This is a genomic window from Arthrobacter sp. Y3224055 (genome assembly GCF_059090825.1).
This window is the reverse complement of record NZ_JBNHGB010000006.1, coordinates 167614-184396: the sequence shown is the minus strand read 5'-3', so window position 1 is coordinate 184396 and position 16783 is coordinate 167614. Positions and strand designations below refer to the sequence as shown.

The 16783-nt window shown below is 62.8% G+C and carries 14 protein-coding genes; 4 read left to right on the top strand and 10 right to left on the bottom strand.

All coding sequences use genetic code 11. The annotated features are described in order from the left end of the window. The first annotated feature begins 46 nt into the window (after positions 1-46). Positions 47-1321: a multidrug effflux MFS transporter gene (locus AC5RTY_RS14955; protein WP_494139814.1), complete on the top strand. Its 1275-nt coding sequence runs from the start codon at positions 47-49 to the stop codon at positions 1319-1321. Between the two features lie 116 nt (positions 1322-1437). On the opposite strand, the gene AC5RTY_RS14950 is transcribed toward AC5RTY_RS14955, so the two are convergent. The 4 genes from AC5RTY_RS14950 to AC5RTY_RS14935 form a co-directional block, all read right to left on the bottom strand. Then, a complete protein-coding gene (locus AC5RTY_RS14950; RefSeq protein WP_494139813.1) occupies positions 1438-2460 on the bottom strand; it encodes a Gfo/Idh/MocA family oxidoreductase in 1023 nt (340 codons plus the stop codon). Positions 2461-2612: 152 nt separating this feature from the next. Beyond that, positions 2613-3620: a sugar ABC transporter substrate-binding protein gene (locus tag AC5RTY_RS14945; RefSeq protein WP_494139812.1), complete on the bottom strand. Its 1008-nt coding sequence runs from the start codon at positions 3618-3620 to the stop codon at positions 2613-2615. A 100-nt stretch (positions 3621-3720) separates the two neighbouring features. Then, positions 3721-4758, bottom strand: a complete 1038-nt coding sequence (locus tag AC5RTY_RS14940) for an ABC transporter permease (RefSeq protein WP_494139811.1) — start codon at positions 4756-4758, stop codon at positions 3721-3723. After that, positions 4755-6338 (bottom strand): sugar ABC transporter ATP-binding protein, encoded by a 1584-nt coding sequence (locus AC5RTY_RS14935; RefSeq protein WP_494139810.1) that lies wholly within the window; start codon positions 6336-6338, stop codon positions 4755-4757. The genes AC5RTY_RS14940 and AC5RTY_RS14935 overlap by 4 nt, the downstream gene beginning before the upstream one ends. Positions 6339-6658: 320 nt before the next feature. Between AC5RTY_RS14935 and AC5RTY_RS14930 the strand changes: the two genes are divergently transcribed. Beyond that, positions 6659-7474, top strand: a complete 816-nt coding sequence (locus AC5RTY_RS14930) for a VOC family protein (RefSeq protein ID WP_494139809.1) — start codon at positions 6659-6661, stop codon at positions 7472-7474. Between the two features lie 3 nt (positions 7475-7477). Here AC5RTY_RS14930 and AC5RTY_RS14925 read toward each other — a convergent pair whose 3' ends face one another. Further along, a complete protein-coding gene (locus AC5RTY_RS14925) occupies positions 7478-8608 on the bottom strand; it encodes a PucR family transcriptional regulator (protein WP_494139808.1) in 1131 nt (376 codons plus the stop codon). A gap of 222 nt (positions 8609-8830) precedes the next feature. On the opposite strand from AC5RTY_RS14925, the gene AC5RTY_RS14920 reads away from it, so the two are divergent. Next, positions 8831-10159, top strand: a complete 1329-nt coding sequence (locus tag AC5RTY_RS14920) for an acyl-CoA dehydrogenase family protein (RefSeq protein ID WP_494139807.1) — start codon at positions 8831-8833, stop codon at positions 10157-10159. 225 nt (positions 10160-10384) lie between these two features. After that, complete coding sequence (locus tag AC5RTY_RS14915; RefSeq protein ID WP_494139806.1) at positions 10385-10900, top strand: flavin reductase family protein; 516 nt, start codon at positions 10385-10387, stop codon at positions 10898-10900. 216 nt (positions 10901-11116) lie between these two features. Here AC5RTY_RS14915 and AC5RTY_RS14910 read toward each other — a convergent pair whose 3' ends face one another. The 5 genes from AC5RTY_RS14910 to AC5RTY_RS14890 form a co-directional block, all read right to left on the bottom strand. Beyond that, positions 11117-13333: a cytochrome P450/oxidoreductase gene (locus AC5RTY_RS14910; protein WP_494139805.1), complete on the bottom strand. Its 2217-nt coding sequence runs from the start codon at positions 13331-13333 to the stop codon at positions 11117-11119. Positions 13334-13454: 121 nt separating this feature from the next. Continuing rightward, a complete protein-coding gene (locus AC5RTY_RS14905; protein ID WP_494139804.1) occupies positions 13455-14009 on the bottom strand; it encodes a helix-turn-helix domain-containing protein in 555 nt (184 codons plus the stop codon). Between the two features lie 160 nt (positions 14010-14169). Then, a complete protein-coding gene (locus AC5RTY_RS14900; protein ID WP_494139803.1) occupies positions 14170-15564 on the bottom strand; it encodes an NAD-dependent succinate-semialdehyde dehydrogenase in 1395 nt (464 codons plus the stop codon). A gap of 67 nt (positions 15565-15631) precedes the next feature. After that, on the bottom strand, positions 15632-16399 hold the full coding sequence (locus AC5RTY_RS14895; protein ID WP_494139802.1) for a gamma-glutamyl-gamma-aminobutyrate hydrolase family protein: 768 nt from the start codon (positions 16397-16399) through the stop codon (positions 15632-15634). Beyond that, positions 16396-16782: a cupin domain-containing protein gene (locus AC5RTY_RS14890; RefSeq protein WP_494139801.1), complete on the bottom strand. Its 387-nt coding sequence runs from the start codon at positions 16780-16782 to the stop codon at positions 16396-16398. The genes AC5RTY_RS14895 and AC5RTY_RS14890 overlap by 4 nt, the downstream gene beginning before the upstream one ends. Position 16783 lies beyond the last annotated feature (1 nt).

The following is a 16783-nucleotide window of genomic DNA, read 5'->3' as shown; positions in this document are numbered from 1 at the left end:
CGGCACCGCCGTCGGCGTCTGTACAACCCTGAAAGGACGGCTAGTCATGGCCAAAGACCCACAGCTTCCTGCGATCAGCGGGCCCGCGGGCGAGGTGACGCCCCGTCTTCCGGAAGCTGGAGGAAACGTCGCCGGGTTCCGTGCGGTTCCGCCGACCCCGTTCCTCGTGGTCGTGTTGGCCGCAGTCTCCGCCGTGCCCCAGTTGGCGATCGACATGTACCTTCCCGGGTTTCCGGAGCTGGCCCGGGAGTTGGATGCGTCGCCGTTTGCCGTGCAGCTGACCCTGACGGCCTTCCTGATCGGGCTTGCCGGTGGGCAGTTGGTCATTGGACCGTTGTCGGACCAGTTCGGTCGCCGTAAGTTGCTGCTGGCCGGCTCAGCGCTCTGCGCTCTTGCCACGGCGCTGTGCGCTATGGCCCCGATTGTGGAGGCGCTGATCGCCGCCCGCTTCCTGCAAGGGACCTCCGGAGCCGCCGGGGTCGTTTTGGCCCGGGCTGTGCTGGCCGATCGTGCGTCGGGACGCCAAGCCGCGCGCCTGTTTTCGCTGATGATGGCCATCCAGGGTCTCGCCCCGATCCTTGCTCCTTTGGCTGGGGGAGCGGTAGTCCCGGTCCTTGGTTGGCGTGGAGTGTTCTGGATGCTGACCATCCTCAGCGTGGTGCTGTGGCTGCTGGCGTTGCTGTTCATCCGGGAGAGCCTGCCGCTCGAGCAGCGGCAGGCCGGAGGCGTGGCCGAGTTGGTGTCGCTGATCAAAACAGTCATGCGGAACCGCGCCTACATGGGGTATTGCCTTGCCGTGGGCTCTGGCTTGGGCGCCTTGTTCTGCTATATTGCAGCGTCGCCGTTCATACTCCAGGAGACGTTCGGGCTGGGCCCGGGCTGGTTCTCGATCATTTTCGCGGTGAATTCTGGTGGTCTTGCCCTGGCTAGCCTCATAAGTGCCAAACTTGTCAACCGGTTCAGCCCTGTCACGGTTATGCTGCTGGGGCTGGCGCTCATGCTGGGAGGTTCGATGATCTATGCCCTCCTGACGCTCACCGGCAGCTCGGGTCTTTGGGCCACGGTGCTGCTGTTTTTCCTCGTCGTGAGCAGCCTGGGACTTGTGCTGGGCAACGCGACAGCGCTCGCGGTCGAACAGATCCCGCACGCTGCCGGCACGGCGATGGCGGTTATCGGCGCAGCGGAATATTCAATTGGCGCGGCTGCTGCTCCGCTCGTGGGCCTCGGCGGAGAGGACTTGCAGATTTCCTTGGGTGTCGGCCTGCTCGCCTGCACGCTCATCGCTGCTGCTGGAGGCTGGGCCGCCGGTCGGCATCGCTAATCGAGAAGGCGAAGGCATCGCTAATCGTGAACCAGTTAGCAGGTGGGTAACCAACGAGGGCGGGAACAGATGTACTGTCCCCGCCCTCGTTGCTTTCGCTCAACGACCGCTATCAACTATGTACGCGGCATTCCCTGATAACTGATCGCCGGCATGTCGGAGTGCTTGACCCAACCGGGGGCTGCCGCGACTAGATCGTGGAGACGATTCACTACCTGACCAGTGACCTGAGCGGTGCCCTCCGAAAATGAGGTGCGCATACTCAGTGACGGCTCGCCCTCAATTTCCCAGGTTTCACCACTATTATGAACACCCGGCGCGAGGATGCCCGCTACGGCAAACTCCAGCAACGGCTCACCGGGATTTACGGGGTCGCGGCGGACAATGTCACGGAGACCGATGATTTCCCCAACCTCGATTTTGCGGTCGAGTGCCCAGGACCATGTCGCGGTCTCGGCAAGAATATATTCGGTTGACACCCGGCGCGGTGCGTCGGGAAGCCCGAGGTGGTCGGCCACGGCGTCGAGCGCGGGAAGGGCGAACGGGGGATGCGGCATGTTCTCCTCCCATTCGAGATTCACCGTGCCCGCGTTGGGCTGACTGCCAATACCCATCGAAGCGAGGATTTCCGGGCCGCACGTGTCAGGGTTCCACGTGGATTCCCAACGAATTGCATCGATACGGTGTGCAACCCCGGCCAACTGCAGGCCGAGGCCGATCCAGAAGGCGTCCTCGTGCCCGCCGCCGTAGATAGAAACCCCGTGCTCTTTCGCGAGGGCGTCGAGCCGCTTTGTCTCGTCGGGGCTGGTCCGCCAAGGGTGGGAGGCCTCTTCGGCGATGGTGATGACATTGGCTCCGGCGCGCACCGCGCGCTCAACGAAGGAAGCATGATCGGTGATAAAGCTGTTCACGGTGAGCACGACCACGTGAGGGCGCGTCCCTAGCAGCGCGGCGTCCGCGTCGTCGGTCACGATAACCCCCAGCTCACGATCGATGCCGATCACTTCTCCAAGGTCCTTACCGACCTTCCCAGGGTTACGCGCGATGGCCGCGACGATCGGAACGTTGCGCTCGACGAGCATCCTCGCAATTTCCGCGCCCATAGTGCCCACGCCATACACTGCAACCTTGAACGTCACATCTGCTCCTCAAATGGATCCGTATTTTGCTTTTGCCGCCTTATGCATGGGAGCGCTAAGGTTGGGCGCTCCCGGGTGCGAGGGACAGCCCAAGAGCGCAACAACGGCTGGCTCTTGGGCGGCCCCTCATTCGTTCAGACCCGCCCCGGTCCTCACCACTCCGGAGTGAAGAGGTCCGCGTTCTCCTGGGTGATGATGCGGGGCAGCTCCGGGAAGATGTCATTCACGTTGAGCCCAGGCTGCTCGATCTCCTTGCCTTCGGCGGCATCGATGGCCCTGAGGGCAGCTTGGTAGCCGAGCTCGTTCGGGAAGAGCGGCACCGTGCCGTACATGTCACCGGCCTCGACGGCGGCGAGGCCGCGCTTACTGGCACCGTCACCGATGAGCTTCACCTTGTCGACGAGCCCGAGTTCCTCGAGCACCGGGATCATAGCCACGGTCGTCGTGTCGCCAGACCCCGTGTACACGGCCGCATCCTTGTTTGCCCGCAGGAGGTCTCCGCCGGTGACCACAGCTGTCGCAGCATCATACGAGTCCTCGCCCCACGCTACGAATTGGATGTTCGGGTGGTCCTTAACCCGCTCCTGCCAAGACTCCACTCGGATGTTCTCGGGAGTGTAGCCCTTGAAACCGATGACGGAGACAACCTTGCAGGGATCGATGCCTTCGCACGCCTCGACGACGATATCGAACATCTGCCCGTAATATTCCTCCGGGTTGAGCACGACGGCCCCGGCTTGGCCCTCGATCTGGATCTCTGTGCTCTTGGGGTCAGGTCCGAGCGCCGTCCAAGCCGAAACCACTTCAATGCCGGCCGCAATGGCGTCCTCGGCGCAGACCGTGAGGGTCTGTCCGTTGGAGGCATCAATGACAAGCGAGTCGTAGCGACCGGCAGCTATGATGTCCTGGCAAAGCTTGTCCTGCGTCTCAGCAGAAGAGTCCTCGGCGTTGAAGATCGTGACGTTTGCACCGCGCTCCTCGGCTGCCCGCTCGATGCCGGCGAGCTGGGCTTGGGTGAAGTCTGAGATGTGGCCGACGAGATACGCCAGCTCGACCCCTTCGTTCGCGGGCTGCTCGGTTCCTGTATCTCCAGCAGACGAGGCCGAGCAGCCCGCGGCCGCCAGTCCGACCGCCAAGGCGCCAGCTGCGAGGGTCGTCATGCGCATTGCTACCCTGTGTTTCATGTGGTTCCTATCTGATTGTTGGTGTGGGAGACCGCGGCACTGCGGATCCCGTTGATCGAGGTCAAGCGGGGAAGAATCAGTCACGCCGGTTACGCCGGCCCCATACATCGAGCATCACGGCGAGGATGATGACCGCGCCGGTGAAAATCTTCGAGTACAGCGGATCGAATCCGAGCAGGTTGAAGCCGTTGTTGATCAGGGCGAAGAGCATCACTCCAACGACCGTGCGCCAGATAGCGCCGGACCCGCCCATGAGGGACGTGCCGCCAACAAGAACGGCGGCGATCGCGTCGAACTCAAGACCGACTCCGGATTGGGCGTCGACACTGAGCGTGCGGCTCATGGTGATGAGTCCTGCGAGAGCGGCTGCACCGCCACCTATTACATAGGTGATGGTGCGCACCCGGTTTACCGCGACTCCGGAGAGCCTGGCCGCCTGGTCGTTGCTTCCGACCGCGTAGATGTGGCGCCCGAACACGGTGAAGTTGAGCAGGAACCCGCAGATGAGCGCGAATGCGATGAAGATCAGGATCGGGGCACGGACGTCGAAAAGGATCGGGGTCCGGGCAAGGCCGCTGAACGCCTGTGTAGTAACAACGACGATGAAGCCGCCGGTGATTACGTAGGCGAAACCGCGGTAGACGAGCGACATCGCCAGCGTGGCGACAAAGAAGTTGATGCGACCCGCATTGACGATAAAGCCGTTGACGAGGCCGAATAGGAGTCCGACACCGAGTCCGACGGCCACGCCGAGCGTGACGGACTCCGTCGTATTCATTACCAGGCCCGCCGTGATGGCGGCAAAGCCGTAGATGGCGCCGAGTGAGAGGTCGAAACCGCCGGCGATCAAGGTTAGGGTCATCGCGCAGGCCATGATGCCGACAGCTGCGTTTTGGTTCAGAATGTTCAAAAGGTTCCCCGTGGTGAGGAATGCATCAGACGATGCCGCCATCCCGATGAAGAGCACTACCGTAGCGAAGACAATGCCGTATTCGCGCAGTATCTCCGGTACCCGGCGGCCTAGGTGTTGCTTCGTCTCCTTGCCATTCGACTTCAATGTGCGGGCCGTCGCTTCCGAGGCGAGCGACGGCGGGGTGGTGGATGTAGGGGTCACACTCTCTCCTCTATGAATGCGTCTGCATTTGTTGCAGTGCTCGCCTGTGGAGCGACTTTGTCAAAGGCTGCTGCGAGCACAGCCTCCTCTTGTGCCGGCAAGTCTCCGGTGAATTCCCGCACGATTCGTCCTCGGCTCATCACGTAGGCGCGGTCCGCGAGGCCTAAAATTTCCTCAAGTTCGCTGGAGATCACCAAAATCGCCATGCCGTTGGTGGCCAGATTGCGGAGAACTTGATAGATGGACGATTTCGCGCCGATGTCGACGCCCCTCGTGGGCTCGTCGACAATAAGCAGCCGTGGGGAGCGTGCCAGCCATTTAGCCAGCGCCACCTTCTGCTGATTGCCACCTGAAAGGGTTGAGACGGCTTCTGCGGGGGAGCCGGCTTTGATGCCGAGCTCCTTCATGAGCGTCTTGATCTTCACGCTCTCCTGCCTCCGGCTGATGAGCCCGGCGATGGAAAGCCGCGAGAGCGCTGAGATGGAGATGTTCTCCCGCACGGAGCGGCCCATGAGCAGCCCCTGCGTCTTACGGCTTTCCGGGACCAACGCAATACCTTGGCGGATGGCATCACGCGGTGAATGGGCGAGCATCTTCCTTCCATCGAGAAGGATGGTGCCGCTGTCGATCGGGTCTGCGCCGAACAAAGCCCGTGCAGTCTCTGTTCGCCCACTGCCGACAAGCCCTGCGATTCCGACGATTTCTCCGGCCCGGACCTCTAGCGACACGTCGTCGATGACACCGTGGCGCGTTAGCCCGGAGACGCTGAGGACCGTTTCCTTGGGGACATCTGCAGTCTTCTTTTCTGGGAATACCGACTCGATCGATCGACCGAGCATGCCGAGTACGAGAGAGTCCTTGGTCTCCGCGCTGGCTGGCGCCGTGCGTATCCAGAGTCCATCCTTGAGGATCGTTGTCGTGTCGGCGAGACTGAGCACCTCATCGAGAAAGTGGGAGACAAACACGACCGTTGTTCCCTGGTCCCGCAGATCCCGGATAATCGCATGCAAGTTCTCCGCCTCGACCCGGGACAATGGAGCCGTGGGCTCGTCCATGACGACAAGCTTGGCGTTACGTGCCAGAGCCCGCATCACTTCGATGCGTTGCTGATCGGCGACGCGCAACTCCCCGGCGCGGGCGTGCGGGTTGAGGTCTTGAAAGCCATAGCGGTCCGCCAACGCGGCATAGCGAACGAGCGCCTCGCGACGGCTCGTCATTCCTAACCTCGAGCGTTCGGTACCGAGAAAAACGTTGTCGAGCACGGAGCGGTGCGGGAGAATGGCGAGCTCTTGGTCGATCATGGCGATGCCATCCCTGATCGCCTCGCTCGGACGCCGGTATCTTACTACCCGTCCGTCCACGGTGACGCTCCCGCCGTCCGGGAGGATCGATCCCGCGATGACCTTCCCTAAGGTCGACTTCCCGGCGCCGTTCTCGCCAACGAGGGCATGGATCTCGCCCCGCTTAATGACGACGTCGACACCCCCCAGCGCCACCACGCCCCCATAGCGCTTCTGCACTCCTTTAATGACGACGTGATCGGCCCGGGACTGGACCGCACTCGTATCCTGACGTTCCACGAAATGCCTCTCTGCGCGTCTGAAACTCAATGTGTGTGGGCGTCCGAGCCTGGAATGCGACCTATGTCACATTCAGTGCGTTTATTATGGCATGCGTTCCGTGTATTTTAGTAGTACGAGATAGAACTGTGACCTTAGCGGGTGAAGCGCCAAAAGCTGCCCGCCGACAGGCGGCCGGATGAGGAACATAAGCCGCCTACTTCGCTGAGCGAACGAGTGTCCGCGTCTCACACGCGCCCGCAACGGCAGGCTTCGCATGTCAAGGGACCCTTTGCAGGGGTAGGTCTGCGCACGTGGAGCAAATGCGGCATACTCGAACTGTGCACACCAAGATCGCAACCTGCCGCCTGGCAGGCATGGAGTTGGTCAGCTCCGACCCCGCCGCAAGCTCGGATTTTTACGCCTGGCTGATCGGTGCAGCGGACGTCGATGCCGGTACCTGGGACGCGGCCGCAATGCTGCGGGCGCGTGGCATTTTCGCTGTGACGGAGCAGCATGCGGACGGACCGAACTCCGGTTGGATCCCGTTCTTTCACCTGGCTGACGCCGCAGCGGCAGGAAGCCGCTCCGCCGCAGCCGGGGGAGCGGTGCGAAGCATTGTTCTTCCCGGCGGCGATGAGCGTACCTACGTGGTGGACGGCCAGCAGGTTTGGACGGGTATTGCAGACACCGGCTCAGTGAGCGGAGCGGGCGTCGGGCAAACGAACGTGGATTATTCGACGAAAGACACGCGGTCAGCCGCCGACTACTACCAGTCTGTTCTGGGTGTGGACCGGTTGGACGTGGTCGACGATCCTTACGACTTCCGGCTGCTATACGATGACCGTCGGATCGTGGCCGGTTTCGTACAATTCGGCGGCTACTTCATGGAGGCGGGGGAATCGGGCTGGCTCGTCTACTTCGATGTTGCCGACGTGGACCTCGCCGTCGCAAGGGCGGTTGAGGCAGGTGCCCGGATCATTGTGCCCGCCAACAACAGCACGATGAACCGCTATGCGGTGCTCCGCGATCCCTTTGGCCAGACGTTCGGGCTCAGCCGCTACTACGAGGCCGATGACAGGATTGCGGTGACGGTGGAAGCCGGGGGTGTCAGGGGCTTGCTTGACGACTTCGTCGACTTGGGCGGGCTTGGCTAGGGACTACAGTTCCTGCAGGCCGGTCAGGGCCTGAAGCGCAAGCCACAGGTTGGTGATGTGGCGGGTCGACGTGACGTCGTAACCCAGCAGGTCATGGATCTGCCGTAAGCGGTACCGAAGTGTGTTGCGGTGAATAAATAACGCCTCAGCAGTCTCCGCAAAGGAGCGGTTCGAGGACAGGAAAGCCTGCAGCGTGGCCACCAGTTGCGTTCCATGACCGCTGTCGTAGTTAATCAATGGTTTTAGCGAGGCCGTGGCTAAATCCGACAACGGCAGCGTGGTGTTGGTCAGCACGAGCAGTTGTCCAAGGTCCACGATCTCGGGCCGCCGGACTCCCGGGCCACCGGAGGCTGCCGACAAAGCCTCGAAGTAACCTGCCCGGATGCCTGCCGCGCCGGTGTGGACAGAACTGACACCCACGGACCCGTCGGTGCCCACCTCCTGCATGTGGCTCAGTAATGACGCGGCAATCCGGTCCACCATTGGGTCTTCGGGCACGAGCATGAGGATGCGACCGTCGACGACGACCCGCACGAAGGGTTCATGCTGGTTGCTCAGCAGAGTATGTATGTTCCAGGGCACGGAGAGCAGTCGTTCGCGGCGCATGTTCGCCTGGCCGAGCAGCACGCGGTAACGGGACTCGGGATCAAAGCCAATGCTGCGGAGCCGGCTCCGGGCTTCCACTTCCACAACGCGGTGATGGATCAGGTCGTCCATGACATGCTGCGTGAGCTCGCGTTTCCCGTCCTGGCGGGCACGCAACCGCCCAATCTCCAGGGTGACCAGGTCGACGGCCGCTGCCAGGAGTCGTCTCGGGGGTGTCGGCTCGTGGACGGCAAGAATCGCGACGGCCTCATTGTCCACGAAGACCCGCGCCGCGGCGACCGGCAGGGCGGAATCGCCACCGAGGCTCGCCTCCAACACCAAGGGGTAATTCCAGATGGTACGTGACGGTGAAGCAGCCAGGGTGTTGCCGTTGATATCGAACAGCGCACTGTCGGCACCCAGGGCCTGCCGCAGCGCCGCGACGATGCTTTGCAGTCCGCCCTGACGCGCGGCACGGATCAGAGTCCAGACGCCGGATTCGCCCGCGCCCTGGTCCAAAGGTGTACTGGCCTGCTGGGCAGGGCGCACGGCATGTTGGCCTAGGTCAGCAGGAGGGTCTTCAGTTTTTCCAGACACTGACGCATCCATCTTCTGTGTTCCACGCACTGCCAGGGCAGCACCTCGTCGAACAAATTGTGCTTCAGGCACCATCTCGGAGTCAATGATTGTCAGCGCCGGACATTGTTTGTGACGTCGGGCCCTCCCAGACTTGAGGGAAAGTCACATCCCGTGATGCGCAAGGAGATCGCTATGACACGAGCATTTGTCGCCACCCCCACCCAGTCGGCATCGGAGCAAACAGCCGCCAAACCAGCAGTGGCCACCGGAGCATCGGTCGAGCCGGGCTTGGCCGGACCGTTCAGCCTTCAAGTCCCAACAGAGAAAGACCCGCGGATTCGGTACGAGCTCGAACGGCTCCTTGAACGCGCCCGTGAGATTCGCGCAAAGCTGCGGGAAGCGCAGGCCCAGACGGAAGTCGATGGACAATACTCGCAGGAAGTGCATGAGTACTTCCTGGAGCATGGTTTCTATCGGATGCTCCAGCCACAAATGTTCGGGGGCTTGGAGTTGGGGGTTTCGGCCTTCTACCAGGTGATCGCCGAGGTAGCGCGTGGCTGCCCTTCAACTGCTTGGTGCCTCTCATTGTCCTCGGGCCATGCTCTGACTCTGGGATCATTCTTCGAAGAGCGGGCTCAGCGCGAGGTGTTCGGCGCCCACGGACACATCATCTGTCCGGCCAGCGGCAACAGTCAGAACACAACAGTGGAGCGCGTGGACGGCGGCTGGGAAGTCACCGGGTTCTGGCGGTACTGCTCCGGGGCGCCGTACTCCACCCACTTCATGGCCACGGCCTTCCTTCCCGGCTTGCAGCCCGACGACCCCGAACGACGGGTCTGGATGATTCTGCGGAGAGAGGACTACGAAGTCCAGGACGACTGGGGCCGTGTCATCGGAATGCGCGGTTCGGGATCGAACAGCATCAAGGCGGAGAAAGCCTTCGTCCCCGATTACTGCATTTCGGAGGAAAAGTGGACCGCCTCCAACCTGGGCGAAACCGTCGGGTCGAAGCTGCACAACAACCCGGTCTATGCCGGGACGTTCTTCGGGTTTGCCGAGGGTGAGGTCGCCTCCACGTCCGTCGGGCTGGGCTACGCGGCGGTCGACGAGTTCGAAAAAATTATCATGAAGACACGGCATCCGTGGATCAAGGACGGGTCCATACGCGGAGATTATGAGGAATGGCAGCGGGTCCTGGGTATGGCCATCTCGTACGTCGACGGGGCGCAGTCCATTCTGGTCAACAGCTCCCGGCTATACGAGGAATATGCTGCACGGTCGGCCGCCGGCATCGAAGCATTTGATGAATCACGATCGATGAGGCTGAACGGCGTGTACTTCGTGGTTGAGGAGTTAGTCTGGAAGGCCGTTGAACTGATGTTGCGCAACGCCGGCAGTCAGAACAGCGCGGACGGTGCCCCGTTGCAGCGCTACTTCCGGGACATACTGACCACCCGGACCCGCACGGACACCTTCGAGTTGTTCTCCGTCAACACGGGCACCTCCCACCTCCACGCCTGACCAGCCTAGCCGGCTTTTGTCTTGTCCCGCCCCTGCTCCTTGGGCGGGACAAGACGCGTTTAACGGGCTGGAAACTGATGGCCATTCCTAATTTCTGGGGTTGTGCACGCGGCACAACGAACGCGGGTATATCTGTCTACCGTCACATCGCTTGGCACAGCTGCCGCCTTCAAACTTGAGATAACAAGCAAGCACGTCCCTCAGTCAGAGGAGCAGGAGTAAACCATGACAGCTAGCATGACCGATCAGAGCATTGACCCCCAACAGGATGCCTTGAGGGCGGACGCGAAGCAGGTTTTCGCTCAGTTCCCCAGCGGCGTGGTGGCCGTCTGCGCGGTCCTCGAGGGGGGCAACGCCGGCTTCGCCGCTTCATCCTTCCAGGCGGTGTCCTGGGACCCGGCCTTGGTTTCCATTTGCGTCCAGAACGACAACAACACCTGGAATGCTTTGCGGTCCAGTGAACGGATCGGAATTTCCATTCTGTCAGAAGACCAGGGTCCGCTGGCCTGGCAGTTGTCGTCACGGAGCCGCGACCGCTTCGACGGAGTGCAGACCCGGGCTTCCTCGGGCAGGGCCCTGTTTATCGATGGCGCAGCCGCCTGGATGGAGTGTTCCATCCATCAAGAGATTCCGGCTGGAGACCACACCCTCGTCCTGTTTTCGGTGCACCACCTGGGCACCGCAGACCAGCCGCCCATGGTCTATCATCGGCAGTCCATCGGACGCATCGTGGCCGCCTGACTGCCACCACGGGCCGGAACTGCCTGCTCGCGCTCTCGCTTCCCAGCTGTGGTTCAAGGGCGATCGGAAACGGCTTGGTCCCGTCAGCACTGAGCTGAGGGGACCAAGCCTTTTAATCGATATTCCGTCGGGTACCTCAGGCTCGTACGACAACCGGTTCGGACAGGACGTGTGACTCGAACCAGGGTGTCCGGCACAACTTGTCCACTGTGCAGTTCATTGATGCTCCGCGGGGACGGCTGGCTGCACGTCCAAGACGATCGGCTCGCTGCCGGCCCGCGAAACGCAGACCATCATGCGGTCGTTGCGCGCTTTCTGTCCCTTGGTCAGATACACGTCCCGGTGTTCGGGGGTGCCTTGCAGCACGCGGGTTTCGCAGGACCCGCAGTTTCCCGCGCCACAGGAGGTCAGCACGTCCATGCCTTCCTCCTGCAGTGTCTGCAGGGCAGTCTTGTCCGCCGGCACCGTAAGCGTCTTCCCGCCGCGTCCCAACTGGATGTGAAACGGCTCGTCGCCTTCGCGGAGAGCTCGGACTCCCGTAAAGCGCTCGCACAACACCTCGCCCCCAATATCTTCAGCCACCCGCTGCGCCTCGTCCATGAGGCGATCGGGGCCGCAGCAGTATATCGATGCCTCGTCTGCGACTGCACGGGCCACTGTATCCGCCACGTCGAGCCGGGAGCCTTCGGAAGCGATGAACAGCTTCACCCGATCTCCGTGTTCGTCCAGTTCGGACAGGAACGGCATGCACCGTCGGTCTTTGCCGCAGTAAAGGAGCGTGTAGCTGATGCCATTCCGGGCAGCCTCGGTCATCATGGGTAGCAGCGGGGTAATGCCTATTCCGCCTGCGATGAAGACGTAGGACTTGGCCGGCCGCAGGGCGAAGTTGTTGGTCGGCTTCCCGACCCGGACCAGCATGCCAGGACGAAGCGTTTCATGGATGAACTTGGATGTCCCGCGGCTTTCGTCCTCCCTGACCACCCCGATGCGCCACACGTTCGGGGTGGCCGGATCCGAACACAGCGAGTACTTGGCGGAGCGGTCCGGCGAGGACCAGAAGTCGATGTGTGCCCCTGCCGTCCACTCGGGCAGCGGGCGGCCGTTGGGTTCGCGGAATTCCAGGGACAACACCCCCTCGGCCTCCAACCGGATGGACGAGACGACCAACTCGGCGCTGTCCTGCTGCTCGCGCCCGGAAGTTGCCTCCGGCAGGCTGATCCGTTCCCGGGACATGGTCGGTGTGAAGACCACCGGAAGCTTCTTCGGGGCGCGGAAGACCCAGCCGGTGACCTCCGGGGCTTCGGTCGGGGAAGCAGCGACGTCCGGCATGGTCTTGACGAGTTCTTCGAACATGATGCGCTCCACGTGACGACCGAAGAAATGCCCCGCACAAAAGTGCTCCCCGCCGCCAAAGGCCTGATGTGTCCGGTTGCTGCGATCGATGTCGAACACATCCGGGTCCTCAAACTTCCGTTCGTCCCGATTGGCCGACGACAGTGCCACTATGACGGGAACGTCAGCAGGCAGGGTCTTGCCGCGCAGCCTGGTTTCCCGGGTAGTCTGCCGGTCGGTGCAGCCGATCGGGGCGATCCAGCGCAGGCCCTCTTGGACGGCCAGCGGAATCCACTCCTCGGGATCTTCCACCAGCATCTTCCACTGGTCCGGGCGGGAAAAGAGGCCGTACAGGCTGCTGGCGGCGGCGTGGCCGGGCTCCTGCATGCCGCCGAGGAGGATGACTTTCAGTGAGGGCAGAATCTGGCTGGCCGGCCGGGGAGTGGTGCCTTCGCGGCCTGCCCACAGCATGTGCGAAATCATCGAATGATCCGGGTGGTGCGAAAGGTGCTCTAACAGTGGTGCAACTGCAGCCTCGAACTCGCTGGAAGCTTTTTCGGATACGGCGTACAGATCCGGATCCTGTCCGAAATTGGAAACGCCAAGGTTGAGCTGCGTAAACCAGCGGCGGATGGTTTCCGTGTCTGCAACGGCGTCCAAGCCCATCACTCGACGCAGCGCCTCGACGCTGATGGGTTCGAAGAACTCGGTGACCAGCTCCGCGTCGCCACGTCCGCTGAGGCGGTCTAGGTAATGGCGCGCCACCGGACGGACAATTTCTTCGATCATGCTCAGCACAGGATCAGGCTGCAGCGAACGGTCGACCCCGTCGCGGATCTCGTCGTGCTCCTTACCCGTACTTGTCAGGATATTCGGCTGCCCGAAAACCTGGTTCATGGTCAGATGCTTGGTGGCGCCGCCGAAACCGTGGTCTCCGCGAAGTACAGCCGCAACGTCGTCGAAAAGGGTGATGACCCAGGATTCCGCCGCGGGGATGTACGCCACGGGTGACTCTTTGCGGAGCCGCTGCCAGACCGGGTACGGGTCATCCTCGAGCTGGTCCATGGTGATGGAGCTCAGGTACGAATTGATATCTGCCATGAGGGCCTCCACAGCCGGGGGTGTTCGATGTAATAGGTGTTATAAGCACTATAACGAACAGAGGGGAGGCTGTGAAGCAGGACATATAGTGGCGCCGGGCGAAGGTGTGGCAGTTCGCTATCTACATGGGCTGGATCAGTGTGATCCAGACGACGGCGTCTTCGTCCAGCGCTTCCCATACATGAGGGCCGTCTGCGCGATAACTGGCGAAGTCTCCCTCGTGCAACAGTTGTTCTTCCCCCACCGGACCCGCTCGGACGCTGCCCTGGGCAACCACTACCAGCTCGCGTGAATCGACCCCGTGGCTGGCCGAAACTTCACGGCGTCCCCCACTAACGGTCAGTGCATGGACCTCCAGTTTCGCCGCGTCCGTGCCAGCCGTGTGGACCAGAAGGGCACCGACGGCGTCGTCCCCAACGTCTACGCCTGCACCTCTGCGAACTACCACCACGCCGTCGAGTTCACCGCCAGCAAGCAGCCTGTCCACATCGGTGGACAAAGCCGCGGCCAGATCCCGGAGCGTACTCAGGGTCGGGTTGCCGGAGCCTGACTCTATCTGCGACAGCGTGGCCTTCCCGATGCCCGAACGCTCCGACAGCTGATTCAGCGTCAGAGTGCGTCGCTCGCGCAATTGGCGGACGTTGCGCGCGAGGTTGGCGCTCAGATCGGGTTTCATGGCTCCTAGTTGTCCCAAGCAGAAAATGTATCGGAATGAAGTATTCCACCAACGACGGCGCCGGCTGCCATTCTTATCGAATAGCAGCCGGCGCGATCAATGGTGCTGCCGGAGCCCCGGAGGCATATTGCGCGTTTTCCCGCTGGCCTGGGGGAATGCGTCAGAGGCGAACCAGTTTCAGATTGGCAAATTCGTCCACGCCCCACGGACCCAGCTCACGGCCGAAACCGGACTTCTTTACCCCGCCGAAGGGCAGGTCGGGTTCGGAGTCCGGGGCCTGGTTGATGAACACCATGCCGCACTCCAAGCGCTCCGCGAGGTCCAGTGCCCGCTGTGCATCGGTGGTGAAGATGGACGCCCCCAGCCCGTAGGGGGAGTCGTTGGCGAGGGCGACGGCTTCGTCTTCGTCCCGCACGGGATAGACCACGATGGCCGGGCCGAAGAGTTCCTCCCGGAAAGCACGCATGCCGTCTACGACGCCGGTCAGCACGGCGGGCGCTACGAAGGCCCCCGGGCCCTCCAGTCGCCGGCCGCCGGTGTGCAGGGTGGCTCCCTGCGCCACCGCATCGGCAATCTGTTCGGCCAGCTCGTCTGCCGCTGCCGCCGAGGACATCGGCGCGATCGTCGTCGCAGGATGGGAGGGGTCCCCGGGCACCAGGCCGCGAGCCAAGGCCGAGATCTCGCGCACGAAATCGTCGAAGATCCCCTCCACGACGATCATGCGTTTGGGGGAGTTGCAGGCCTGGCCCGCGTTGCTGAGCCTGGCGTGGAACGCTTTGCGGGCGGTGGCCGCCACGTCGTCGCTGTCCAGCACAATCAGTGGATCCGATCCGCCGAGTTCCAGCACCACTTTCTTGAGGTGGCGTCCGGCGATCTCGGCGACGGCGGCACCGGCCCTTTCGCTGCCGGTCAGCGAGACGCCTTGAATTCTGTCGTCGGCGACGATCAATTCGGTTTGGGTCGTGGCGGCGTAGAGATTGCTGTAAACGCCGGCCGGAAGCCCAGCATCCAGCAGGACTTCTTCAATCGCTTGGGCTGAGGCGGGGCAGTTGGACGCGTGTTTGACCAGCAGGGTGTTGCCCAGCACCAGGTTCGGCGCCGCGAAACGCGCCACCTGGTAAAGCGGGTAGTTCCACGGCATGATGCCCAGCAAGGCACCTACCGGCCGCTTCTTAATCAGGGCCCGGCCGCCGCTGCGGGGTGCGAACTCCTGGTCAGCCAGCAGCGCCGGGCCTTCGGTTCCGTAGTAGTCGAAGATACTGGCGACAATGGACAACTCGCCTTGCGCCTCCGTTAGGCGCTTGCCCATCTCTTGGGTGATGATGGCTGCCAGCTCGTCGGTGCGCTCCGCAAAGAGTCCGCCCGCGCGCTTCACCCTGCGTGCCCTTTCGGCAACCGGCACGTCCCGCCACTGCAGGTAGGCCTCATGGGCGGCCGCAATTGCCGCCACGACTTCCGCGTCCGATGCGGTAGGCACGCTCTGCAATACCTCTCCCGTGGCCGGGTTGGTCACTGCGAAACTGTTCTTTGTGGCAGCGGTAGCTGTGTGGGTCATGGGATCCTTTTCGATTCGAGAGCGGTTTGGCGGAAGGGCACCGCCGGACGCATCGGCCGCGGACCCGTCAGTGTTGAAGCGCGGTCGCTGGTTCCTGGCGGTGCTGCCGGAAGCGGTTGGCCGCCCGGACAAGAGCCGTGAGCAGCTTGAGGCCTTCCGGGTCGAGACGTTCCTCGGGGTGCCATTGCACCCCCAGGGTGAAGGTATCGCCGGGAGCCTCGATGGCTTCGATGACGCCGTCGTCGAAATGTGCCGAGGCGACGAGTCCGTCTCCGAGGGTTTCCACCGCCTGGTGGTGGTGCGAGGCAATGTCGAAGGTAGCCGAATCCAAGACATTCTCCAGCAGGGTGCCGGGGACCACGGATACCGAGTGGGAAGTAAATTCGCCCACCACGTCGCGGTGCGGGGTCATGTCCAGCCGGTCGGCCAGATGCTGCTCCAGGGTGCCGCCGCAGGCAACATTCAACACCTGCATGCCGCGGCAGGCGCCAAGCACCGGCATGCCTCGCCGGCGTGCCCCGCGGACCAACGCGATTTCGAGTTCGTCCCGGACCCGCAGCGGCTTGTCGTTGAGCGGGTGGTTCGAGCGACCGTACAGGTCTGCGTCGAGATCCCGGCCGCCGGCGAGGAAGACGCCGTCGGCCAACTCCAGCAGCCGTTCGGCGTTGTCCCGGAGCACCTCGGTGGGCGGCAGCAGCAGGGGCATGCCGCCCGACTGCTCCACGGCATCGATATAGGTGTGCGGCAGGGCATCGTTCGGGATGTCCGACCAGGCCCCGGACGTGACGGACTTGCGGTCCGCCACGACCAGGATCACCGGAGGGGTGCCGTTCACGATGCCCCCAGCGTGGAATGCTCCAGCGGGGAAAGGTCGTGCCAGCAGGTGACTCCCCAGGTGGTTGCCAGCCAGACGGCGTCGGCGCCTTCGTCCGCGCCGTGCCAGTGGTTTTCATCGACCGGGGTCTCAACCAGGGTGCCCGGGGCGATGCCGGTGTGTTCGCCGTCGTTATTTCCCACCCGACCGGTGCCACTGACCAGATAGAGCAGCTGCCCGCCGGGGTGGGAATGCCAGTTTGTCACCGCGCCGTCGTTGAAATGCACGCGGGCAATGTCGGGATCACCGTCTTGGGCGGCTTCGAGGATCATCTCCAGCTGCACCGGCCCGGTGAACTTCCCGCCGTAGACGTAGTCCTTGTTTCCTGCGGCGATGATTTTCATG